At 39.2% G+C, this 23,407-nt stretch carries 26 protein-coding genes; 1 reads left to right on the top strand and 25 read right to left on the bottom strand.

Translation table 11 applies throughout. From position 1 onward, the window contains the following. Positions 1-32: 32 nt before the first annotated feature. The 7 genes from G601_RS0106270 to G601_RS0106300 all read right to left on the bottom strand — a co-directional run bounded on the left by G601_RS0106270 (position 33) and on the right by G601_RS0106300 (position 4,616). Positions 33-311, bottom strand: coding sequence for a DUF7678 domain-containing protein (locus tag G601_RS0106270; RefSeq protein WP_035790413.1), 279 nt, complete (start codon positions 309-311; stop codon positions 33-35). Positions 312-417: 106 nt separating this feature from the next. Beyond that, complete coding sequence (locus G601_RS0106275) at positions 418-639, bottom strand: DUF4314 domain-containing protein (RefSeq protein WP_026664849.1); 222 nt, start codon at positions 637-639, stop codon at positions 418-420. Next, positions 615-1,412: a hypothetical protein gene (locus G601_RS0106280; protein WP_026664850.1), complete on the bottom strand. Its 798-nt coding sequence runs from the start codon at positions 1,410-1,412 to the stop codon at positions 615-617. The genes G601_RS0106275 and G601_RS0106280 overlap by 25 nt, the downstream gene beginning before the upstream one ends. 68 nt (positions 1,413-1,480) lie before the next feature. Then, entirely contained in the window at positions 1,481-2,737 is a 1,257-nt protein-coding gene (locus G601_RS0106285; RefSeq protein WP_026664851.1) for a site-specific DNA-methyltransferase, read from the bottom strand. Beyond that, positions 2,721-3,194 carry a helix-turn-helix domain-containing protein gene (locus G601_RS0106290; RefSeq protein ID WP_026664852.1) on the bottom strand — a complete coding sequence of 158 codons (474 nt, stop codon included), beginning with the start codon at positions 3,192-3,194 and terminating at the stop codon, positions 2,721-2,723. Before G601_RS0106290 ends, G601_RS0106285 begins: the two co-directional genes overlap by 17 nt. Positions 3,195-3,402: 208 nt before the next feature. Beyond that, the gene (locus tag G601_RS0106295; RefSeq protein ID WP_026664853.1) at positions 3,403-3,756 is read right to left on the bottom strand and encodes an HNH endonuclease signature motif containing protein; all 354 of its coding nucleotides are present in this window, start codon (positions 3,754-3,756) and stop codon (positions 3,403-3,405) included. Positions 3,757-3,983: 227 nt separating this feature from the next. Next, positions 3,984-4,616 carry a helix-turn-helix domain-containing protein gene (locus G601_RS0106300; RefSeq protein WP_026664854.1) on the bottom strand — a complete coding sequence of 211 codons (633 nt, stop codon included), beginning with the start codon at positions 4,614-4,616 and terminating at the stop codon, positions 3,984-3,986. A gap of 122 nt (positions 4,617-4,738) precedes the next feature. On the opposite strand from G601_RS0106300, the gene G601_RS0106305 reads away from it, so the two are divergent. Then, positions 4,739-4,957, top strand: coding sequence for a hypothetical protein (locus G601_RS0106305; RefSeq protein ID WP_026664855.1), 219 nt, complete (start codon positions 4,739-4,741; stop codon positions 4,955-4,957). A gap of 46 nt (positions 4,958-5,003) precedes the next feature. Here the strand turns inward: G601_RS0106305 and G601_RS0106310 are convergent, their stop codons facing one another. From G601_RS0106310 to G601_RS0106395, 18 genes are all read right to left on the bottom strand, one after another. After that, positions 5,004-6,173: a hypothetical protein gene (locus tag G601_RS0106310; protein ID WP_155834474.1), complete on the bottom strand. Its 1,170-nt coding sequence runs from the start codon at positions 6,171-6,173 to the stop codon at positions 5,004-5,006. A gap of 58 nt (positions 6,174-6,231) precedes the next feature. Then, positions 6,232-6,723: a hypothetical protein gene (locus G601_RS0106315; RefSeq protein ID WP_026664857.1), complete on the bottom strand. Its 492-nt coding sequence runs from the start codon at positions 6,721-6,723 to the stop codon at positions 6,232-6,234. Between the two features lie 21 nt (positions 6,724-6,744). After that, positions 6,745-8,079: an SNF2-related protein gene (locus G601_RS0106320; RefSeq protein WP_026664858.1), complete on the bottom strand. Its 1,335-nt coding sequence runs from the start codon at positions 8,077-8,079 to the stop codon at positions 6,745-6,747. Beyond that, positions 8,060-8,341 (bottom strand): VRR-NUC domain-containing protein, encoded by a 282-nt coding sequence (locus tag G601_RS0106325; RefSeq protein WP_026664859.1) that lies wholly within the window; start codon positions 8,339-8,341, stop codon positions 8,060-8,062. Before G601_RS0106325 ends, G601_RS0106320 begins: the two co-directional genes overlap by 20 nt. Before the next feature lie 227 nt (positions 8,342-8,568). Further along, positions 8,569-10,956, bottom strand: a complete 2,388-nt coding sequence (locus tag G601_RS0106330) for a virulence-associated E family protein (protein WP_026664860.1) — start codon at positions 10,954-10,956, stop codon at positions 8,569-8,571. 15 nt (positions 10,957-10,971) lie between these two features. Beyond that, entirely contained in the window at positions 10,972-12,879 is a 1,908-nt protein-coding gene (locus tag G601_RS0106335; RefSeq protein ID WP_026664861.1) for a DNA polymerase, read from the bottom strand. Between the two features lie 65 nt (positions 12,880-12,944). Beyond that, positions 12,945-13,493, bottom strand: a complete 549-nt coding sequence (locus tag G601_RS0106340; protein WP_026664862.1) for a DUF2815 family protein — start codon at positions 13,491-13,493, stop codon at positions 12,945-12,947. 13 nt (positions 13,494-13,506) lie between these two features. Continuing rightward, the gene (locus G601_RS0106345; RefSeq protein WP_026664863.1) at positions 13,507-14,640 is read right to left on the bottom strand and encodes a DUF2800 domain-containing protein; all 1,134 of its coding nucleotides are present in this window, start codon (positions 14,638-14,640) and stop codon (positions 13,507-13,509) included. 11 nt (positions 14,641-14,651) lie between these two features. After that, positions 14,652-14,984, bottom strand: coding sequence for a hypothetical protein (locus tag G601_RS0106350; RefSeq protein WP_026664864.1), 333 nt, complete (start codon positions 14,982-14,984; stop codon positions 14,652-14,654). 35 nt (positions 14,985-15,019) lie between these two features. Next, positions 15,020-15,346, bottom strand: a complete 327-nt coding sequence (locus G601_RS0106355) for an HTH domain-containing protein (protein WP_026664865.1) — start codon at positions 15,344-15,346, stop codon at positions 15,020-15,022. 310 nt (positions 15,347-15,656) lie between these two features. Next, positions 15,657-15,818, bottom strand: coding sequence for a hypothetical protein (locus G601_RS26040; RefSeq protein ID WP_155834475.1), 162 nt, complete (start codon positions 15,816-15,818; stop codon positions 15,657-15,659). Between the two features lie 235 nt (positions 15,819-16,053). Beyond that, positions 16,054-16,191 (bottom strand): hypothetical protein, encoded by a 138-nt coding sequence (locus G601_RS26045; RefSeq protein WP_155834476.1) that lies wholly within the window; start codon positions 16,189-16,191, stop codon positions 16,054-16,056. 19 nt (positions 16,192-16,210) lie between these two features. After that, positions 16,211-17,122: a helix-turn-helix domain-containing protein gene (locus tag G601_RS0106370; protein WP_207638026.1), complete on the bottom strand. Its 912-nt coding sequence runs from the start codon at positions 17,120-17,122 to the stop codon at positions 16,211-16,213. Between the two features lie 124 nt (positions 17,123-17,246). Continuing rightward, a complete protein-coding gene (locus tag G601_RS0106375) occupies positions 17,247-18,959 on the bottom strand; it encodes a hypothetical protein (protein WP_026664867.1) in 1,713 nt (570 codons plus the stop codon). A 36-nt stretch (positions 18,960-18,995) separates the two neighbouring features. Continuing rightward, on the bottom strand, positions 18,996-19,862 hold the full coding sequence (locus G601_RS0106380; protein WP_026664868.1) for a hypothetical protein: 867 nt from the start codon (positions 19,860-19,862) through the stop codon (positions 18,996-18,998). Positions 19,863-20,042: 180 nt separating this feature from the next. After that, the gene (locus tag G601_RS24805) at positions 20,043-21,053 is read right to left on the bottom strand and encodes a DUF3427 domain-containing protein (protein WP_026664869.1); all 1,011 of its coding nucleotides are present in this window, start codon (positions 21,051-21,053) and stop codon (positions 20,043-20,045) included. 30 nt (positions 21,054-21,083) lie between these two features. Further along, positions 21,084-21,557 carry a LuxR C-terminal-related transcriptional regulator gene (locus tag G601_RS0106390; RefSeq protein WP_081673411.1) on the bottom strand — a complete coding sequence of 158 codons (474 nt, stop codon included), beginning with the start codon at positions 21,555-21,557 and terminating at the stop codon, positions 21,084-21,086. Positions 21,558-21,894: 337 nt separating this feature from the next. Continuing rightward, positions 21,895-23,355 (bottom strand): hypothetical protein, encoded by a 1,461-nt coding sequence (locus tag G601_RS0106395; RefSeq protein ID WP_026664871.1) that lies wholly within the window; start codon positions 23,353-23,355, stop codon positions 21,895-21,897. Between the last annotated feature and the right edge of the window lie 52 nt (positions 23,356-23,407).

The raw sequence follows: 23,407 nt of genomic DNA on the forward strand, positions 1-23,407 counted from the left end.
AAAGCCCCGGAGGGCTAATGGAAAAATTCTCTTTAGTTATATTCTTGTAAAATAATGCTGTAGGCTATCATGGTTGCTTCGTCGTTTTCGTCAGGCTCAATGTCCCAGCCTCTGTCGTAGGAAAGTGTTGTCTTTCCGCCTATCTTAATTGAAAGCTTTGAAATCCTACCTCCGTTTATTCCGTATTCTGAGCCTTCGTCATAGACCTTTGCCCACCAGTGTGCAACCTTGCCCTTGTTCTTTCCTTTTGGAAATCCGATGGTTCCTTCTTTGAAAAGCCTTTTGTATTCTTCCTGTTCTCTCTTTGTCATGGTGTTTACCTCCGTTTCTTTGGTTTTGTTGATTGTATATTCGCTCTATACTGCATATACATCAACAGATACATGTACCAAAGATACCGGAGCACTTATGTGTATATTAGATCTTCTTACAAACATCTATTCCGTATGCAATTCCCAAGCTGCTTCCACAATCCCAGTTCACATGAATCGTTCCAATATCATCTACGAAGCAGACGGTACCCTGGGCTCCTTCAGGGAGCTTTACATAAGGATCATCCATAAAAACCAGCTCAACTCTGGTCCCCGGAGAGTATTCTCTTTTTAATCTTTCAATTACAGCTCTTTGTATTCCTGACATTTGGCCTCCCTTATCTTTTTCTGCTTTTCTTTTGCATTTTCTCTTTGTTCCTCTGTTCTGAAGGCTGTATTGCCAGGTATATTCTTTAGCAGTATTTTTCTTGTCTGGCTATATTCTTTGCCAATCATCCCAAGGGTTACTACCAGCCAAACTCTGAAAGAGTATTTTTCATTTTCGAACTTTACCTTCCTGCTCTTTATCCTTTTCCTACTTAAGGCTACCTGATTTATCAGCGAGCTGAACTGGGTGTATGCCGTAACTCTCGCAGGGTCTTTTGTGAACGGAAAAGTTATCTTGATCTCATCCTCTGTAATCTGGATTCCTCGGTTTGCTGCCTCTCCTCCAAACTCTGAAAGTCTTTCAAAAAAAGCTTCCTTTGTTTCCGGAGTCTTATCCTGAAAAGATTTCATTAGCTTTTTGTTTATGAGAAAATACCTTCCTCCAAGTGATTTGTTTATAAGGTCTTCTTTATTCTGAAAAATGCTAAGAAGGTTCACTAGCGTCTTTTCTGTATGTTCCTTTGTTGGAAGAGAAATGATAAGCTCTGTCGCATCCTCCGATTCATCAAGCTCTTGATAAGCTCCGATGTCTCTTAAAATGTCTATATTGGCTTTATCATCATCTACCTCAATGTTCCCTTCCCTGTCGATCAGGTAATCACCAACTCTGTATGCAAAGCTTGGTGCACCCTGGTATTTTGCTTCCTGTGAAATTGCTTCTGAAAGCTTTTTCACAAGCTGCTTTCTGTCTTCCGTATGTGTCTGTATCCTCATTCTTTTTACCTCCTATGGTGTGCTTTTTTGTTAGTACATATATTGATCACCACGGGAGTTATAGCAAGTTATATATCTGTATTATCTGTAGAAAAATCAGCGATATCTTTGTACATATATTCCTTGCCATTACGGATAAGTTTTATGTTTTCAAAACTGCCAACCCGCTCGGCATATCTGTTTACAATAACGTCGCAGAACTTAGGATCAAGTTCTATGGCATGGCATATGCGATCCATCTGTTCGCAAGCGATAAGTGTACTACCTGAACCACCAAACGGGTCCAGAACAATGCTGCTACTCATGGATGAATTCTTAATCGGATATGCTATAAGGTTCACCGGCTTCATAGTAGGGTGAACATCATTTTTCTTTGGCTTATCGTACTCCCAGACTGTTGTCTCTGATCTCCCAGCGTACCACTGATGTTTGCCATTTTTCTTCCACCCAAAGAGACAAGGCTCATGAATCCACTGGTATGGACTCCGTCCGAGCACAAGTGACTGCTTTTTCCAAATGCAACATCCGGATAAATAAAAACCAGCGTCTTCGAAAGCCTTCCGAAACGCCAGTCCGTGTGAGTCACTATGAAATACATATATTGAAGCATCGTCCGCCATGTTCTGTTCCATATTTACATATGCTGCAAACAAGAACTTCTCAAACTGCTCCTCTGCCATGGAATCATTTTTTATCTTGCCAGCGCCTCCTTCGTAATCTACGTTGTAAGGCGGATCAGTTACTACAAGTCCGGCTTTCTTACCTTCCATAAGCTTATCGTAGGTTTCCGGCAAAGTACTATCTCCACACACAAGCCTATGCGGTCCAAGGAGCCATAAGTCACCTTCCTGCGATACTGCAGGTTTTTCAAGTTCTGCATCAACGTCGAAGTCATCTTCTGTGATCTTCTTATCATGAACAGAATTCATAAGCTGTTCTATTTCTGGAGGCTCGAAGCCTGTAAAAGCAGTATCAAAGTCTGCTTCCTGCAGTTCTTCAATAAGGTCTGCTAAAAGTTCCTTATTCCATTCACCTGTAATCTTATTGAGAGCAATATTAAGTGCTCTTTCATGTTCAGGATCCAGATCGACCACTGCGCAAGGAACCTCAGTATAACCTAGAGCCTTTGCAACGGTTACTCTCTGGTGACCACCTACTATAATATATGTCCCTTCTTCACTTGTCCGTTCATTTACAACCACCGGATCAACAAAACCAAACTCCTGAATCGAGTTCTTAATTTTCTCGTATTCTTTATCCCCAGGTTTAAGCTCTTTCCTAGGGTTATAATCTGCTGCTTTAAGACACTCAATTTTCAGTGTCATTTGTTTCGCTGTTTGCACTTACTTCTCCTCCAATCAAATCTCCATATCTATCAAGAACATAGTGTTCGTGACAACAATACTTACGCTTTTTATTGCCATAGGACTTAAACACCGTATGACAATAAGCACACTCCATAATGTATGTAGCCTTTTCACTATGCTGACTTTCTTCTCTGTGTAGCTTCCAGTAATTCCTACGGCAGACTTCGCTGCAGAATCTTGCAGGCCTACCTGTTGCTCTCTTTTGTATAGGGCCAGCACAAAAACCACAGGCCTCACCATTTTTAATCCGTTCTCTGGTATTCATTTTTACTGAAACCTGAATACCGTTCAGACCATGTCTCTTGCAATAAGCCCTTACAGTATCGCGGTTCATGTTTAGCATGTTCGCTATAGCTTGATACCCTACCCCCTGTTGGCGCAAGGTCCGTATTCTCATTTTCTCTTCATCTGTCATAATGTTTCTCCTGACAACTTTTCTGCAAAAGAAATATGCTTTTTAACACTAAAAAAGCCCTGCCCAGAAGCGGCTTTTTGCCATTTCTGGTACAAGGCTCTAATACCCCTATGTTAAATTCGCGAAAATCCACGCGAGAGGGGGCGGCGGTCCCAGTGCTGATGCGGACTAGAGATTTGACCTCCCCCTGGTGCACCCACCAAGTGCGCTAAAGCGGGTACAAAATATTTCTATCTTCAGTCATTGTCTTCACATCGTGGTGGTGCTTACATAAGGGTTGCCAATTCGAGCGATCCCAAAATAAATTCCTGTCACCCCGGTGTGGTTTTATATGATCAACAACCGTTGCTTTTACTATTTTCTTTTCATCAAAGCACTTAACACACAAAGGATGCTCGGCAAGGAACTTCTTACTTTCTCTTCGCCAAGCACTGTCGTACCCTCTTGACGCTGCACTCCTTCTATCACCCGCATGAAGCTTTGCATGTTCTTCGCAGTACTTTCCATCCGTAAGCCTCGGGCACCCTGGGTGCTTGCACGGCTTCTTAGGTTTCATTGGCATAACATACCTCCTATACAGGAGGTGCGTAAGAAAGGAGAAAGAAATCCGCACCTCCACACACCAATAGGAACGCAAAGAAAAAGGCCCTGCAGTAATCTGCAAGACCTCTGTCCTTTCTTCGCATCTTAATAATATCATGTCCTTTTAGGCTTTGTCAGTTTCCATTTTTTTGAACTTGCTCGTATAAAGTGTTGGAACCATGAGCAATATAAGCAATGGGCAATAACCTACTCCTCATCCCAATACTCGAAGTCTATATCTTCATCAGCTATAGGAGGTATTTTATTCCCCTCAGAATCATAATTATTATCTCTATATGTGACCAATTGCATCCACCAGCTATAGATTTCCTGAATATCATCTCCATTGGCCAATTCATCAAAGTATTTTTCTAAAACACTTCCTATACGATCTTCTAACGCTATTTCCATACACAATTGATCATAGTCGTTTAAAGCTTCATATTGTTTCATTGATATTCCATGACCAGTAAGAACACTTTCTAAATAAGCTCCGTTTTTATTTTCTCTTTCTTTTTGCTTCATATATGGAAGGCGTTTAGGATTATGTGCCAAAAAAAATAAATACCTCTCATTGGCAGACATTTTAGAAAAATCCCTATTATATTTTCCTTTTACTAAATTGATATCAACATCCAATATTTCGCATATCTTGTCCAAGGTTTCCTCTGGCATCTCTTGATTTTTTATATATGTTCTTAACGTCTTTTCTGTTGCTTTGATCGCCGAATCATCTCCTAATTTTCTAATACTCTTTCCTTTATAGGACATAGCCTGTTTAAGCATAAGACTACTAAATTTTACTTTTCCTTTGTTTTTTGCGCCTTTTGTTCGTGCCATATTAGTGTACCTCCATTACTGCGGTAAATTTATTATAAACCAGGGACTTGTGCGGTAATTTTATTAATGCTATTTTATTCCTGTAATATCAATTTAGCAACATCAATTGAAAGGAATTAGTAATGAGTAATGAAACGAAATCTGAAGTAAATGCATTTGTAACCGAACTTAAATGGTTCTTCTGGGACCTTTTTAAAGAAACTGTGTTTGAAACACTAAACGAAAGTAGACCGCAAATGAAGATTTATATTAAAGACTCCATAAATTCTGGTGCTCGATCAATCAAAAATCAGCTTCCGCACCATGATGCAAAACGTCTTCCTGGTGACAATGATGAATAATAAAAGAGCGTGGACAAACTATTCTACTTGTCCGCGCTCTTATTTTTTATGCCATCTGCTCACGCATGCCATATTCCGATACTGCATTTACAAATGAAACGCAATTATCATATGAACTAACTTCCATATTGGAAATACTTGGAGCCACTCCAAAAGACACTATACATTTATAATAATACCTTTTATTCTCTGTATAAGTGATATATTCATTATTTTTGTATCTATGGTCACGTCCTCCATCCATATTTGAATGCTGCCAATACCCATGCTCCTCTGACTTTTCAAAAAAGGTAGCATCTGCATATCTTTCAGATAATTGTTCACTATATGCTCTTAGTTCTTGTGTCGTCAATACCGCTGTTATCTCATCTGGTAAACAAGCCCCCACGAACACGCTTTGATTTCTTTTGTCGCTCTTAAAAACCCAAACATAATATGGGAAAAAATATATTCGACAATCACCAATTATTCTACCAAAAAAGGGTTCATTATCTTCTTTGTATCGTAAATCCATAGAGATAATCTCTCTTTGGATCGTATCCAGCGTACATACTTTGTCAGTAATATCAAAGTATTTAGATGATTTTAATACTTCAAATGAATCAACTAACTTATCAAGTGATGCCTCTCGATCTTTTTTAAACATATTATTTATTGTTTCTATTCGCTTCTCACAGTCAATGATATCCTCGCTAAGTTTTTCTTGTTTTCTCTCCAAAGCGGCTCTTGCAAAACCAATTTTGTCAATTTTTTTGAAACTAATTCGTATATGATGTTTATTGAGCCAATCTACTAGACGCGCCAAATCACTCGTTCTTCTGATTTCATCTATCTGTTCAAGATCATCAGGTATTTTTTCTATTTCTTTCTTTAAAAACCAAATACGTTGATCTAACTCATTTTTGTCGATAAAAGCCTTGTATATTTCATTTCCATTATTATTCCTTTTTCCGCCGCCTAAAGCGAAAAGTGGCTCAGGCACAGAATAATACTCGCTTATATTATCAAGAAATTGTTCTATTTTTTTCCTTTGCCCTTTGACATCACTTATTAGCACAATAAGAAATATTGCAACTATAATAGCACCCAAAACTAGAATCCAAGTACCATCAGACAAAGCCTCAATGATCGCTGCCATGATATCACTAGCAAGGAATAAGAGAAATGTAAAAATGCCTAATATCACTAAGCATCCGCTACCTAAACCATTTTTCATTACTTTCTTCCTCCAAACTTCGCTGGACTCGTGGCCCGCAACATCGATTATATCACCCTCACGCAAGCATCTCCATCGCAACCTGGCTCTCTCTGATCTGGTACATCCGGCTAAGTTCATCGAGTGCCTGACTTCTATACTTTGCTATCAGTTTCCGGCTCATTCCATATGTGCTTTCCATAGCATCCCAGGTAAGTCCTTCCAACACCATAGCCTGCATGAAGGGCGCAAGTTCAAACGGGAGTTTTGTTATACACTCCTCCAAGAATGATATCTCTTCATCAACTATCATGTAATCCTTTGTCCAGCCAGCAAGCGCCTGCTCGTTCATCATGTTAGTTTTCTGCCTGAAGATCATAGCTGTTTTTGCTGTCTTATCAGATGTCTCACTACTCTGAACCTGATCCCCCTCCGGATGGGAATAGCACATGGATATGATGATATCCTCAGCAGGTACCGGCTCATAACTATCTATCTGTTTTCTAAGGTAATCTCTTCTCTCTATAAGCTTTGGATAGTTCCTTATAAGTTCTTCCACGAATTCTCTCATCTTTGCGTTCCTTTCCCTTTCTTAGATTCTGGCCTTAACTGCTGTAAGAAGTGATTCTTGCGTCGCATCCTTGTTTTCCAAAGCCTTCATTACATCCTCATCAAGTGTGTCTTTTGTAATCAAATGCTGAACAGTTACTGTGTTTTCCTGGCCCTGACGATATATCCTTGCATTACATTGCTGGTATAATTCAAGCGACCAGGTAATAGAAAACCATACGAGGTGGCTGCCACCATTTTGAAGGTTCAGCCCATGTCCCGCTGACGCAGGATGGATAAGAGCTACCGGTATCTTCCCTGCATTCCAATCTCTGATATCATCCTCAGTATCAATGCACCTGCAGTTGAAACGCTTCATAAGTCTTTCCTTATCATGCTGATACCAATATGCCACCAGCACACTCTTACCATTAGCAGCTTCTATGATATCCTCCAATGCATCGAGCTTTTTTTCATGAATTACTTTCGTTTTTCCATTCTCATCATAGGCAGCTCCGTTTGCCATCTGCAGAAGCTTATTAGAAAGTCCTACTGCACTCTTTGCATCAATGTCTCCATCTGGAAAACTTAATATCAGTTCAGCCTTTAGCTTTTCATACATATCTTTTTCCGCTTCATCCATCTGTACCTCTACAACTGAGTCAATCCTATCTGGCATTTTTATATGATCACCCGCCTTCATGGAAATACAGATATCAGATACCTTTTCATAGATCTGTTGCTCTGCTCCTTCCTTTGGCTTATAAGAAAAAATGATGTCTCTACTTCTTTTATCAGGATCAAAGTACTTATCTCTGAAGGCCCCAATAAACCTTCCAAGCCTCTCACCTTTATCTAGGAGGCCTATCTCAGCCCATAAATCCATAAGGCCATTTGAAGCCGGTGTTCCAGTAAGGCCAACCACTCTCTTTACAGTGCTTCTTGCTTTCCGAAGACTCTTAAATCTCTTAGCCTTATGATTTTTGAAGCTCGAAAGTTCATCTATAACAATCATATCGAAGTCGAACATCCCATTATCTATAAGCCAGGACACATTTTCTCTGTTGATGATATAAATAAAGGCTCTCCTCTGAAGCGCCATCCGTCTTTCCGCTGCCGTACCTACCACCACAGAATACGTCAGACCTTTTAAATGGTCCCATTTACTAATCTCCGCGGGCCAAGTATCCTTTGCTACTCTTATAGGTGCTATGATCAGTACCCTTCCAACATCAAAATAATCAAGTAGCAGATCATACAAGGCTGATAGCGTAATTACTGTTTTACCAAGTCCGCAATCAAGCAAAAGCCCACACACCAGATGCGTTACTATAAACTCTGTCGCATATCTTTGATACTCATGAGGTTTGTATTTCATTAAGAATCTCCTCCGCTCCATCTATTGAATCCAAGCAGAATACCAAAAAGCCAAGTGATTCTAACTGAGCTTTTCTCTTTTCTTGGAGGTTACGCATCTTTTCACCAGGCCTTTTCAGTTCAACAAAACCTATATGTCCTCCTGGAAGAAGCACAAGTCTATCTGGCACCCCAGACAAACCTGGACTTACAAACTTTAGCGCTCTGCCTCCCATCTTTTCTGCTTTTTTAACTAAATTTCTTTCAATTTGCTTCTCATCCATATCGTTGCTCATCCATATTGCTGAAGGGTAAAAAATCCCTTACGCGTGTATATATACGCGTATGTACATGCGCTCATTACTATATATAAATAAATAATTATTAATATAGTAATGAGCAATACAGGCAATGAAGTCCTCTAAGCCCTTGCTACTACTGAATTTGAATCATTTCCTACTTCATTGCCAAACTACCTTTATGGGCTATAAAAATACCCTTCGGCAATAGCTCACTCCTTATCCTCGGCGCCGCCCTCGCGAACATACGCAACCTGCGATCCATATCCTTGGAAAGAAAGCTTTCCATTTTTATTGCCTTCGTACCTTTTCCAGTTGCTCATTTTGTTCATGATGGACTGTATTTCATATGAATCACTCTTCTTAATTGAAGCCGGATCCTTTCCATAGCACTCAGTCCAGATTTCCATATTGCATACCTTTTCTCTCTGGATAGTATCGTTCTCATCTAATGATTCAAATTCATCATCATTAAAGTACATGCGCCTTTCTGACGTGCTGCGTGAATACCAATTCTTCGGAAGCGGCATCTCGAGGAACTTTTGAACAAGGCCTTCTCTGTCGTCCTGCTCCATAGCTTCCTTCTGTTCCTCATAAGCCTGCATGGCTTCATCTCCCTTAAGAGTAAGCTCCTCGCCTTCGTTATAGAGATGGAGAGCTTCCGCCCATATCTGATCTATGGTTTCTTTCTTCATCTCCCATGGGTGCTTGTCACACTCGCCTGTAACATTGCAGGGCCAGAATCTTCTATTACCTGTAATGTCACGAAGGAATCCGTTTGCTGCGTTTGTGGTTCCAACCATGATGCACTGGCGAGGATGGCTCTCCACTACACTTCCATAAGCTACGCGGTACTTATCATCCTGGCGGGAAGCAAAGGACTTTACTGTTTCAACATCAACCTTTTTAAGTCCTGCCATCTCTGAGATTTCAAGAATCCAAAAGCCCTGAAGCTTTTCAGGTCCTGTCTTATCACGCATATCTGCGATAGAAAGAGAATCTGAAAACCACCTGCCTCCGAGCTTACTAAAGAAGGTGGACTTCCCTATCCCCTGCGGGCCTGAGAGTACAAGCACATAGTCAAACTTAGTACCAGGTTCATAAACACGCGCCACTGCTGCTACAAGAGTTTTCACCATAATAGCTTTGGTATATGGTGTGTCAGTTGCACCAAGGTAATCTATAAGAAGGTTCTCAACTCTCTTAATACCATCCCAAGCAGGGAGTTTTTCCAAATATTCCCGTATGGGATGATATGCTCTTTCCTGTGTTATAGATAAAAGTGCCGGCTTAAGCTTTGTTGCAGAGAACATATGATAGGTACGATCAAAATATGCCTGAAGCGCAGCCATGTCATTATCTGACCACCCACCCTTAAGAGGCTCCCAAGGAAGATACTCAGTTCCTCTGATATCAATTCCACATCTGTGAGCGTTGTAGCATATCTCCTGAAGCCTTGGATCGCATTTAAGGATAATTGCAAAATTCGTAAGCGTTGCTTTAGGATTGCCCTCCTTATCAAGCTCAAGCTTTGTAACCCAATTCTCATCCTCCGGATCGAAATCCTCATCTGCGCTCGCCATTCTCTCTTTTGCAAGCTGCATCTTCACCTTATCGTCTGAAAGCACAAGATCTACCATAGCCTTATAGCTAGGGAGCTTTGAAGGAGCTGTATCAAGCTTTGCTTTATCATCAAGGCCTCCGAACTTATGAAGTCTTATGGCATCAAATGCATTAAGGAGCTGTCCGCAACAAGGGTCCGTTGCATGATGGCTGTATGCGAACTTATCATCATAAATAACTACTCCGGCTGCAGAATCTGCAGGAACATAATCATAACGGCCTTCCATTGCAGCAGGCTTATAGATATCAGGAATAAAAGTATCGAAGGCTTCCTGAATGGTATATGCTCTGCAGAAAGCTCCGAGCGGGCCTTTCTTCTCAAGAGGATCCGCCTGCTTTGCGATGGAGCGCTTAACGATTTCAGACTGCCTTGATGACATAGGCCATTCTGTTGTGTCACGCCAGTCCTTATAACGGGCAAGAACCATATCCGGATTAAGAAGAGGACCATTCTGAGATTCAAAGAGGAAGTCGCCATCTGCAGATGTACTCGGCCAGTACATAAGGCGAGCCGGTTCATAGCAAGTATCATCCACCATATCCATACCGATGTCGCTCGCAATCATCCTGGAAATAGGTGTGTACTCATCAGCAGATACTTCCCTTGAAAGCGGAATGATAAGTCTTACTCTCGGCTCATCCGGCGTATGCTTATGTGTTGAATACATAAGGCACTTAAAATCAAAAAACATCGTAACTTCATCCCAGATATCCTTTACCGCATGATCGAGGTCCAATGTAAGCATGCTACGTGCTTCGACGCATCCATTCTTACGTCTTCCGTTCTTAAGATGTCCTGCTACGAATCCACCTACATCCTTGATATCATCCTGCTTGGCTTTGCTAAGCTTCCTGTATTCATCCACAGTCTCTGTTGTACGGATTGTGGTACTGCACTTTTGTAAGAAGTCATCCCAGGATATATCCTTAGCCTTCCATTTCTTGTCCATTCGGCTATTGCCTACTGATATACGCATTTTTTCATCTCCTCCTTAATCCTTCTGATAAAACTTACATTCAAATCCTGCGGCATTAAGTATCAGCCCTTTTGCCCAGGAAGGTATTTCTGACATTAAACTGCAGACTTCATCTACAGTTACTGATTCCGGCACTTCACAAATAGCTTCGTCATGCACATGCATTACTACTGGATACCCAGCATTCCAAAGTCTCATAAGTGCTGCTGCAAGAATATCTCTTGCGATGGCCTGCGTGATGTTCTCGACGAACTTCGGTCCATAGGACTCTATCCTTTCCCATTTATGGTTAGCTGCAACACCTTCATAGCTAACTGATTCTCGGCCATAAGTATTAAGTGTTATTCTCGGTCTTGCATAAAACATTGATCTGCCAGAGGGGAGCTTGATTACAAGAAATCCTGATGCGGTATAAAATGTAATACCTTTTAAAGTAACTGGCTTCTTTTCCTTAATAGCTGTAATAACTGCCTTATCTACGTCCCACCATAACTTAACAATATTCTTATTAGCTCCGCGCCACTTGTTTACAATTTCCTGAAGGCTATCTTCCTCAAGCCCCATCTTTATGGCGCCCATTGAAACCATTGCGCCCACACTGCCACCATAACCTAGAGCAAGCTCAGCTATTTTACCGGACTTCCTTAGATGTCCATTCTCACCGTTCTTTACAACCGGTACATGAAACATCTGAGAAGCTGATCCGCAGTAGATATCTCCATTCTCCTTAAAAAGCTCCTGACGCCATTTTTCACCTGCGAGCCAGGCAAGTGTACGAGCTTCGATTTGAGCGTAGTCGGCTACTACAAATTTCTTTCCCTCTGCTGGAATAAAAGCAGTACGAATACACTGTGATAAAACCTCCGGAAGAGAGTCATACAAGAGCTCTACAGCTTCCGTATTACCTGTTTTTACAAGAGAACGTTTTGCCTCATCTCCACTTGCAGCAGGGAGGTTTTGCACCTGTATAAGTCTTCCAGCCCACCTAAGCGTCCTTGTTCCTGCAAACTGCAAAAGACCGTGAGCTCTTTCATCACTACATCTGCAAACCTCCATGGCCTGATACTTTTTTACTGATGACTTGGATAATAGGAGCCGGAGTTCCAAAACTTCCTTCACATCACCTTCTGTCTTTGTAACCAGGTCTGCTACTGCCTCTTTTGAAAGTGAATCAATTTCTATACCCTTCTCCTGCAACCATTCCTTTATCTGTATTGGGCTGTTTGGATTTTCAAGTCCAGTAAGTGCCTGGGCTCTCGCATAATACCTATCTTTGCTTTCTTCATCCATCTTGATTGCATTTTTAACAAGTGTGCTATCAAGCCTTACTCCGAGATCATTGATACGCTGATCAAGGGCATATTCCTGCCAAACTTCATCCGGTACAGGAAACCTCATGAACTTTTTCCCAATATCCATTTCCGTTTCAACGTCACGAATATTGTATTTTTTATATAACTTCCATTCCTCAGGACGATCCTGTGGCCATACCCTATTACCGTTTTTATCAGGCATCGCAAAGAGCTTTATCAGTTTCTTGCCTTCTTCAAGCTTTTGTCTGTCAAGTCCAAGAACTGCTCCTACAGCTGCAAGTGAGCCAGGAAGAGCTAAATAAAGTGAGTGGACCATATTGCAGTGCCATTGCTCTGGTGTCATATATTGCCCCAGATACTTTGTAAGGCACACTCGCTCAAACATTGCATTGAATGCTACTTTTTTAATCTTCGGATCCTTAAGTGCCTTTAAAACTTTATCTGGCAGCTTTTCACCTGAGGCTAAATCAATACAGGTAACTTCATCATCATCGAAAGCATATCCAAAAAGTGCTATATCAAAATCGGGAGCCTCGACATACCTGTGGACACCAGCTTTAGTAAGGTCAACAGAGCTATAAGTCTCAATATCTATATGTAAAGAGTCCATTTGTATCCTTTCTGTATAAGAGAAAAGGCCGGAAGAACCGGCCTATCCCCATATAAAGTTAAATGTTAGTCAAGAAGTGACTCGCCTTCCTCATCGTCGAAGTCATCATCTGCTGTGATGTGTCCTCCTCCAAGACTTTCACCATCTCTGATGAACTGGATGTTTCCAAGTGAAGCGGCGATACCCTTGTTGCCATTAGTGTTAAAGGCATAAAACTGAATTGATACCTTCACATAGCATCCAGAGTATATTGCCTCCGGTGCAAGTGGATTACGGTTAGCATCAACCACCTGCGGCTGAGTTTTGTTGTTGCAGTTGATGAAAAATGCATTCTCATATGCAGGATCATCACGCTCCACGTCACCATCACGAAGAGGGAGCTTAAGAGCAGCCTTATTAGGCTTCTTTCCACCAAACTTAGAAATACCAGCCTCAATTGCGTTATCGATAGCCTTGTTGATGTTATCCAGAGTTTCCTTATCATCCTTATCAATGATTATAGATACACTATACTTAGGATCGCTTCCGTTGATGGACTGCGGTGTTGCTACGTGAGCATAAGATGCTCGTACTACGTTTGTTACTACTCTGATACCATTAATAATCTTTGACATAATAGTTCTCTCCTTAATCACAAAATTCGTCGTTTACGTTTGATATAATTACTTCCGGACGCTTGTCACTCTCCGGAACAAGTGTGAGTTTACCTTTGGGCTTAATTACTAAGGATCCAAGAACATCCTGGAATTCATCCTTTCCCATAAGCTTTTCAAAAGCAGTTAGGTTAATTAGTGTCTTATTGTAGATGTCACTATAGCCTGCTGCCAGAGCTGCCTCTTCAACCTTCTTCTCATCAGAGAACCTTCTGTTGCTTCTTCCTTCAACAACCTTGAATCCGGCAAAGTGCCTACCCTCTTCAATAGCTGCTGCCGTAGCATAGGCCATAACATCAGATACCCACTTGGAAAGCTCATCTGCTTTAAGCATTACTTCTGAAAGCTCTTCATTGGAAAGAAGTGCTGGCTTTGTAAATTCGAGCCTTGCGAGCTCCAAAAAGTACTCTGCTCTTGCTCTGCAGGTCTCACGAGCCTTACAGAATCTGCACCATGCTCCCGCTTTGAACTCGCCCTCACCCTTAAAGGCAAGTTCTGCACGAGGCTTAAGTGTATTCTCCGCCCAGGAAATAAGATCATCCTTAGAAACAGTCCATTCATCGATGTGATGGAGCCTTGGCTGGAATATAACCATCGTGATATCTTCGATTTCATAAAGGCAATCGAAAATTTCTAATGCTCCGATAGCATAAACCTTCATCTGAGAATTCTCGGTAGCATCCACTTGTACTCCACGTCCGTACTTGAAATCAATTACAAACAGGTGCTTATCAGATATAAGGATGCAATCTGCTGTGCCATATCCCTGCGGAACATATCTTGAAAAATCCAAGTGCTGCTCAACAAGGATCTGCACATCTTTGCAGCTTTCTTTGAGATCAGATACCTTATCCATGATGTAATCACGGTAATCATCTGTAGTCTCTTCCATCTCATCTGTCCAATAATCTGATGAAGGTCTTCTCCCTGCACACTGCTTAGAAGCTTTCCTTACCTTCCACTCAGCAAGGGCATGGGCTGCTGTTCCTTCTGCTGCAAACTCACTTTCCACGTCTTCCATCTGAGCTGTGAGCATTGCTGAAGGCGGACACTGTATCCACCTCTCAGCACTGCTGCCGCCCAGAATACTGTGTAATGTAGGTGGCATACTGTACCTCCTTACTTAAGTTCCTGAGCAGCACGATACAATGAACCGTAATCCTCAGGCTTTACTGCTGATAATTTCTCAGCTCCAAATCTTCCAAGGAGCTCCTTAACTTTTGATGTAAGACCTGCCTGAGACTTCTCAGCAAGAAGTGTTCTTACCTGCTCAATCGTTACTTCCTGAAGCTCAGGTTCCTTAAACTCCTTCTTTTCCTTTGAAGGCTTTATCTCTTCTACAGGAGCTTCACTGATCTGCTTCTCAATTTCCAAGAGCATTTCAGCAGCTTTTGAAAGTGCTTTGGCCAGCTCACCAAGAGTGGTCTTTTTGACTAACATGGAATTATTCATAGACTTATCCTTTCTTTAAAATGGTGTGATAGATATCAAAACGGCTGCAGGGCAAACTGAGCAATTATGCTATTAAGGATTTTTAGGTCCTCTCCTTCTAAAGTCGGCGCCAGCTTTTTCAGGAAAGCTAATTGCTCCGGTGCCAAGGTCTTTCTTTCTGGGCGGAACCAATTCTCTACCTCAATCCCACCACCATATCTACCCTGCTTTGTAGTAAAGGGATAAGAGCGACTTAGTTCAGTGATATCGCTACGAATAGTACGTTCCGATACTCCGAACTCGGCAGCCAGGTTAGCCGCAGTGTCTTTGCGTCTAACAAGCAGCGCGTCATATATTTCTCTACGCCGTTCACTGGCTGTCATGTGCTCTCACCTCCTTCCCGTTTCGATGTTTGAAGTTTATTTCCTAAACCGGAAATTAGGTTTCCGGTTTAAAAAACTTTTTTGAAATCCTTATGGAACTCCGCCAAATCCACTGAAAAGCTCTATGAACTTGGCGCGGTCTCAAAAGTAAAATTTCTGAGTATCAGTAGTTTTAGCACAAAGCATGTACGATACCGATGACACTCTGGTAAGTTTTTTGAGTATTAAAAAACGGCCGGCATACCCTCGGACCTATAAGTCCTATGGATATAACCGGCCGTCTTGCAGCTCGATGGTTATTTCATATCAACTATGCAGTTTTCTTTGACACCCAGGAGTCCATTGCTATTACTGAACCATCATCATTAAAATGGAACACCGTTACTCTGGCACCATCTTTTATGGTCAGCTCCTTCTTTTGGGCATCCCATACACCACGTTTGTGGCCCTTGTCTGATAAAATTGTTTGCATGTCTCATATCTCCTTTCTTTGAATATTATTTATATGGATATTGTAACTTTTAGTCAGAAAATTAACCAAATTCGGAGAACTCAATAACAAGCTATAAAATTCCACAGCCTTCTCCAATACAGAGTATTGAGCTGCATCAAAATTCTTGACACAGAGGTCCACCAAAGACAAAAAAATCAGGAAGTAATAACTATCATCACTTCCTGATCCCTATTGATCATTATCAGCTACCAATTTAGCTGACTATACTTTTCTTTTTATTCACTTCATATACTACCCAATTACCATTTTTCTCTTTTTTCACTTCAGCATTACAGCCTTTACTCGTAATAAACTTCAATTTTTCAACTAGTTTTTCATCTGCTCTTGTCATATAAACTATCCTTCTTTATCTAGGCTTGCTCACCCAAAAATTCATTAATTAAATCCTCAGCCTCTTGAGATAAACAGTAATCATCACTATGCTCTATGATGTACTCAAATAAATCCTGAGCTCCTTGGAGCACATGAAAATCATTTATATTACGAGTATCACATATAAGTGTGCATTTACTTTCTTTTCCTTGGTTTTTTCTGGAAATAATAATATACCCAGCCAAAAAGTCGTCACATACTGGCAAAATATAAAGTTCACCTATACTAGTATTAGCACAGCAAAATTTTTCAGCAATTAGTGCATTTTCCAAAGAATCATCTATTGTCTTTCCCAGCAGCACTGGATCTTTATATGTATCTTGAATAGCTATCAATTCGGCTTTATCAGAAGTCCTGGTTTTAAGTATCTCCCACTTAATGCTTTTATGCTTTGTATCAGCCATCAATTTATCCAAAAATCTTTCAAGCGCCATAATATTCTCACTGGGGATAGATAAGTCTTTACATACCAAATCATCAATATCTATATTAAACAATCTTGAAAGTTTTACGACTATATTTATTGATAGCCGCTTTTTCGAATTCTCGCCAACAGCTCTTGATATGTATCCAGCACTCAGACCCAGCATATATTCTAGCTGCGATATTTTCAAATTATATTTGTTCAAAATATAATCTATATTCTTGCCAAGTAAAGTCTGATTATAATTAGTCTTTTCATCAATATACTTATTTATTACATCTTTAGTCTTATTATAAGATACCTCCCAATCTTTATCTGGTTTAGCATCTTTGTCATTAAAAAAAAATGCTTCCTGCTCTTTTTCTAATGCACTAAGAATATTTAAAGCATCCACAAGACTCTTTGTGTCATGAATCTCAATATCATTCTGTTGTACCATAGATATATAATCACCTCCATCGGTCATAATTATATTATCACCATGTACCATTCATGTCAATGGTTCAACTATAATTAGTACATGTACCTAGCCTCTGCATATCAAAAAGCGCCAAAATACATACCTGCATCTTAGCGCTTACATATTATTTTTAAATATTAAATTCGATAGAGTTGTATGTAATCTCTATATTTTTAAGTTTCCTAAACCAACTACTATTTTGTTTACTTCCTCCCGTTCCATATACAACAAAATCATTCTTTTTTAATTCATTGATATGCTCTTGATCAGGATGCTTCCATCCATTAGCCCCAAAGCTTATTATAGCAATTTTCTTAGATGTAATTTGTATCACTTTTCCATTAATAATTAGACTCCCAGTGTATTTTCCTTTTATAAGCGGTAAAACAGTCCGATCAGATTGGTAGACATAAGAGCCGTGATGTGGAGCAACAATAATTGCCAAATCATCCAAATCGAGTTTAAGATTATCATTCCAACAACGATATTGGCTATCTCCTGAAAACAACGCATTCTTTATTCGTATTGAAATACCATGATTATTTATATTATCCTCTCTTTGTCCATTAACCAAAAAATCTTTCCCACCCCATATTTCTATATCTCCAAATAGGTTGTTATATAACAATTTATTATAATGATCTGGAAATAAATATAAGCGTTTTTTTAAAGCTAATTTCTTTGCCAATTGAAAACATGATTTACTACAATGGTTCGTAAGCTCTGGTGCAATCCATACACAATCACTCGCATCCGATATATAATTTTCATATCCGTCAAAATGGTCTGTATGCCAATGCGATATAATAACAAAATCAGGATTTATTGTATTGTTAAGCTGTCCATTTTTTTCACTTATATAACTATATTTTGTAGAACCATTTAGTAAATTGTAATCTCTATTAGAATAATATATTCTCTTCTTTTTGCTACGATTATAAACCGAATATGTTTTATTTGGAGCGCCCATATCAAAGAAGAATGCCTTTCCATTATTCATTGAAATATACACGGCATTAGCTTGCCCCACATTAAAGACTTTCACATTATACTCGCTTGCTCCATCTATAGAAGTATTTATAAAATTTCTCATGTCCTCAATAGGTCCGCCCTCAACATCTGTAAAAATGGACTCAAGTCCACTTTCTACATAACTCTCTTCTGACCTATCTAAAACAGATTCCTTCTCAGTTTCTTCATAGATATTCAAAATTACTTCGTCATAAAAAGATGAAGCGCCATTATAACTTAGAATTCCTCTAACTGCTATTGTGTTTTCCGGAACATCTATTGATTCATTTGGTTTTGATATTGAAGCTAAAAGCCAGCGGTTCACCCCTCTCCTATCTAATAAATTAGATACTGGATCATCATTTAGTAAAGTGGCACTAAATTCATATGAAAACGGTTTGTAAAGAGCATCCCACCACGGCATAGTTTTTTCATTTTTATCAGATTTGAAATACTCGTATAGAACATATGCCATTCCTGGTGTAAGCAAAGATATATGATATTCCCTATTTCGGTCATTGTATGTAGCATATTGTCTATCTTCATATATATACGCAAATACTTCCTTTTCTGAATATTTATAGCCTGTAGGTTTTAAGCATTCTTTTTCGAATACTTTTCGTTTCATCAAATCATATTCACGTAGAATATCCGCTTCCTGGGCCTCACTCAAAGCACCTTGAGCAACAGCTTCTTCCAGCTTTTTTCTCTTATCAGCTTCTATTTCTGTAATTTTCTTTTCTTCAACTGATTTTAATTGTTCCTTCCATGCGTCTATTACTGTTCTTTCTACCTGCTTATAAGAATATAAAAACACTTCAGAATTAAACATTTTCCTATCCTTCCCTTAATTCATACGTACAGTGCATCATTTCTCCATATATTCAACAACATCCATAACAACAGACTCAAAGTCAGCCTGGCACGAGTTGATCTCTGGCACAAAGAATCTCGGCTCATTATCCTTGCATAACGCAGCAATTCCCTCAAGAAAATACCTCTTATCGCCAGGGTTAGGGAAGTAAGTATTCAGATCACCGGTATGAGCAATGAGTCTACCACTCTCATTCTTTTTCTTCCCCCAGATATGAACCCCCTTAATCTCATTCCTATATTCCATCAATGGATTAAGCGCCGTATGGTACTTAACCTTTTCAAATGGCTCAGTATTAATATGCTCTGCTGTAAGCAACTGAGGAAAGTCCAGCACCACCCCAAGATTAGTATTCTGCTGCCTAATTGCATCGCATAATGCAATGATATCCTCCGATTTACTTACTATAAATTTTCCACCGGAATATCTGGAACCAGAACGGTTCTCAATTACGATTTTGGTATCAGGATATCTGTCATGAATCGCATCTTCAAATACTTGGTAACGATCAACAAATTCCTGTAATGTGCAATAATCCGAAAAAGGCGGATGTACTTCAATAACTGTAGGCGCTGCATGACCATCAGTAATTGCTATAACGAATTGCGCAAATTCGTTAGCCCACTTCTCAGATTTCCATAGCTGTGGAACCTTATTGCGGTGGGACTCCATTATAGTTGGAAGCCTCCGCAAAAGATCAGAATTGAGCTTTCTACTGGCAAAACTGTACTCAGTATGCAATGAATACTTCTCAACATCACGTATCCCTGTAATGTCAAAATGGCCTGCTATTTCAGTTAGTTCAGGTTTAAGACCAGATGGATAAGTATAATTCTTATACTGCACAAATACAAAATTCATATGGTATCCCCCTCATGAATACGCCGATATAATAATGATAGCATAAAATGCAGTTGAAATAGAAAATGCTCTACTAGCATATCATTAACTAATAGAGCATTTTTGTTTTTTTGCTACAGCTTATCTCCCTCTAGCCAAAAACATATTAATTCAGTGCAATCAATAATCATTCACAGACCTTTACATCAGGTATGCAGTTGGTGATAATAGTGCTCTATCAATCTTACCTTTCTCAATATATACATCCCCGCTATGCGTGTCCTTATCAAAATTATAAACCCTATATAAATAGTATTCATCCGGATGGCATTCTGAAAAAAACACTTCTCTTTCAGATATATGGAATCTGTTGCTCTTGGCCCCTGTAGTGGTCTTTACTTCGATATATCTTTCTTTACCGTCCACCTCAAATGACTGTACATCATATTTAGCTGAGTTACCAATCGTTTCTCTCGTAGCTATAACTCTATCTGCTAAATCCTGCCTTCCAGCATCCGTAAGGCGTCTCTTTTCGTATTCTACAACAGCATCCTCACCAGACTTTCCAATAGCTGAATTCTTCTTAGCTTCTCCTTGAAAATCAACATCCTTTCCACTGAAATCTTTTGTGCTCACTGGCTTAGGTGCACTTCTTTGTACTGGCTTTATATCGAGCCTCAGCTCTCCTTGCGGTTTTATTTTAGATTTGTTATGAGTAGCGTTTCCTTTAACAATACTGCCGTTTCTGGATTTAATTATCAAATCTGGCAATACTTTCATAGTATCCTCTAACCCAAAATCCAAAATATGCCACATAAAGTAAACTGGTTTTTCCTTATCCTTATCATGAGTAACATATTCCAACGTACCTAAATATGTATATGGGTCAGAGCCTGATGTCCTTAAGAAAAGATAAACATCGTTCACATCAGGATTATGCCTTGTGAGAGCTTTAATATACTTATGATCAAAGCCATTACTTGGTTGTGATTGCCATGTAAAGCTCCCATCTTCGAATACCTCTTCAACAAATTCATGCCCCGATACTTTTTTACCTATAGTTACAAATAAAACATAATCTCCCGGTGAGTTTTTTATTTCAACTATACCTCTAAGCCCCCATGTTCCAGCTTGAGGTGTAAACACTGTCCCAGGCTCAAATATGTCATGCACTTCTTCTCTTGAATATCTATTATATTTATCTAATTTCATTATTTTTCTCCGTGATTTGAGTATTAAATTTCAAAAGTGATATTTTTCAAGTTTTGTTCGTATTTTTTTTATGTAATGGGTAACTGTGCCATTAGATATATTAAGTTTTTCAGCTATTTCACGCTGCGTGAGTTCTTGAATCATGAGGGCAAGAATATCCCTATATCTTTTATTTTCATCATCAAATTCGTGAAACATGCTTGCTATTAATATCTTGAGTTCTGCTTCAGCTTCTGTATTTGCAGAATTACTGGGTTCAAAAGCTGAATTTTCAAATTCTTTATCAAGACTTATTTCACTTGCAAGTTTGCATTTCCCTCCAGAGTAATTAATACAAATACTACAATCTTCATGGCAGCGTCTACCGTTTATAAAGGGCCTTTGCCCACGGTATTCTCGCATAGCCTCCTTTCTTACTGGACGCTTATACGCAAGGTACACTTCATGTGAACATGGGACATTTGTACCATTTATTATTAAATAATATTCCTCTTTATTATTCATAACAGTTATATATTTGTCTGTATAAATGGTATTTGGGGCTTTGCCTTTCTCAATTCAAGTCTGAACTCAATAATATGGACCAAAAAGGATCCTATTACAAACGTTTCTGTTAATGTCAAAAAAAGGTCCAACTCATGCTCGCCAAAGCAAATAAGTTTTCCATAAACACACTGAATGAATAAAATATCCCATCTGATGAATAAATCCAATCGTACAATCCCATTATAGTTTCCCCTTTTACTCAACTACATTATCACTAAGCTGCTTAGCATATTCCCACATGTATTTAGATGCTCTTCTCTATTGACTAAACTATGATTCTATTCACCGCCTCCAATCATCGATCAATAAATTGCCAGTGATAGCCATAAGCTGTCTTCCTATCTCCATTAGCGCAATGCGATATAGCTTTATGTCTTACCCCATCATGATGTATGGACTCCTCTGCCTCCATTATTGAAGAGAATACCTCCTTAGTCTCAATACACATTACTTTCTTACAATTTCTTTTTGTGATAGAAGCACTTACTTTGCTTTTTCCTCTTTTATAGTCTCGATTTAAAAGCCCGCTTTTGCTTGCAGGTATCATAATTTTATAGTAGCACGCACTTGAAATGCCAAAACGCTCTAATATTTCATAATAATCTGCCCCATCATTAAATGCCTTGATAATTTTCATATGCCTGGACTTTTTTGCTTCCAAGTCACACTTTTTCCAAGATACGCTATCTAATCCTAATACGGATAACTCTGATTTTTCTATCTTATCGCGTATATATTCCATTACTGAATATCTACAATCAATGACTATGTATTTATCAATTCCATTTTTCATAGCAGTCTTTTGTTTTTTTAAATCATTTGAATGCGTATCTTCATATGAATTCCAGGCATCCTCATAATGCTGGGCACCATTAACCTCAATTATCCAATTTCTATTAGGCAAATAAAAATCATATTTATAACCGCAACACCACTTAGCATATTTTGATGAATATTGTCTTATATATTTTTCGCCTAAAAAATCCAAAAATGCTTCAAAAAATTTTTCTGGATATGAAGTTCCATCACCACAAATTGGGCATTTTATATTCCCGGATAAAATATCAGATATCCTTAATTCAGATATCCCCCCGCATTCCTTGCACTTAACTTTATGCGATTCCTTACCTACCACATATTCCTCTGCTAGTAAAAAATTACTCCCTGCTCTTTTTAGCTTTTCTCTAACTGATTCAGTAGTATTTATTCTGGTATTTTTATTACAAACAGGACACTTTTCTCTTCCACGAAGAATTTCATTCGCACGAGGTGAATATACAAATCCGCAAGTATTATGCCTCATCTCAACTCTTTCTCGAGATGCTGTATATTCTCCAATTACTGTATATTCACCTGCATATAAATTTGTAATTCTTTCTATAAAACTTTCCGTGTTTTGATGACTACCTTTATGGCAAAAAGGGCAATTTACAATCCCTCTTAAAACCCCTTCCGCTAGCTTATATGTATTCTCCCGTCCACACTTCGTATGTATAAGTGTTATTGGCTTGTTAGCCCCTTTGTACTCACCTATTAATCTATATTCTCCTGGGTATTTTTTTTCAAGATGATACATAAACACTTCAGAGTCCTTATATGAAGCCGGATTACAATACTTACATGGAACTCTCTGTCGCAAAGCATTATCCGGAAGAATATCAATTTCTTTACCACATTTAGTATGCAGTATTTTTAATTTTTCTTTGCTCCCCAAATAATCACCTACAAGTATGTATTCATCCCCCCCACTTATCATATAAGCGTTTTTTGAACTCTTCAGTTGTAATCCTATAATTCATTTATACTCC

Source organism: Butyrivibrio sp. FC2001 (assembly GCF_000424125.1).
Taxonomy (GTDB): Bacteria; Bacillota; Clostridia; order Lachnospirales; family Lachnospiraceae; genus Butyrivibrio.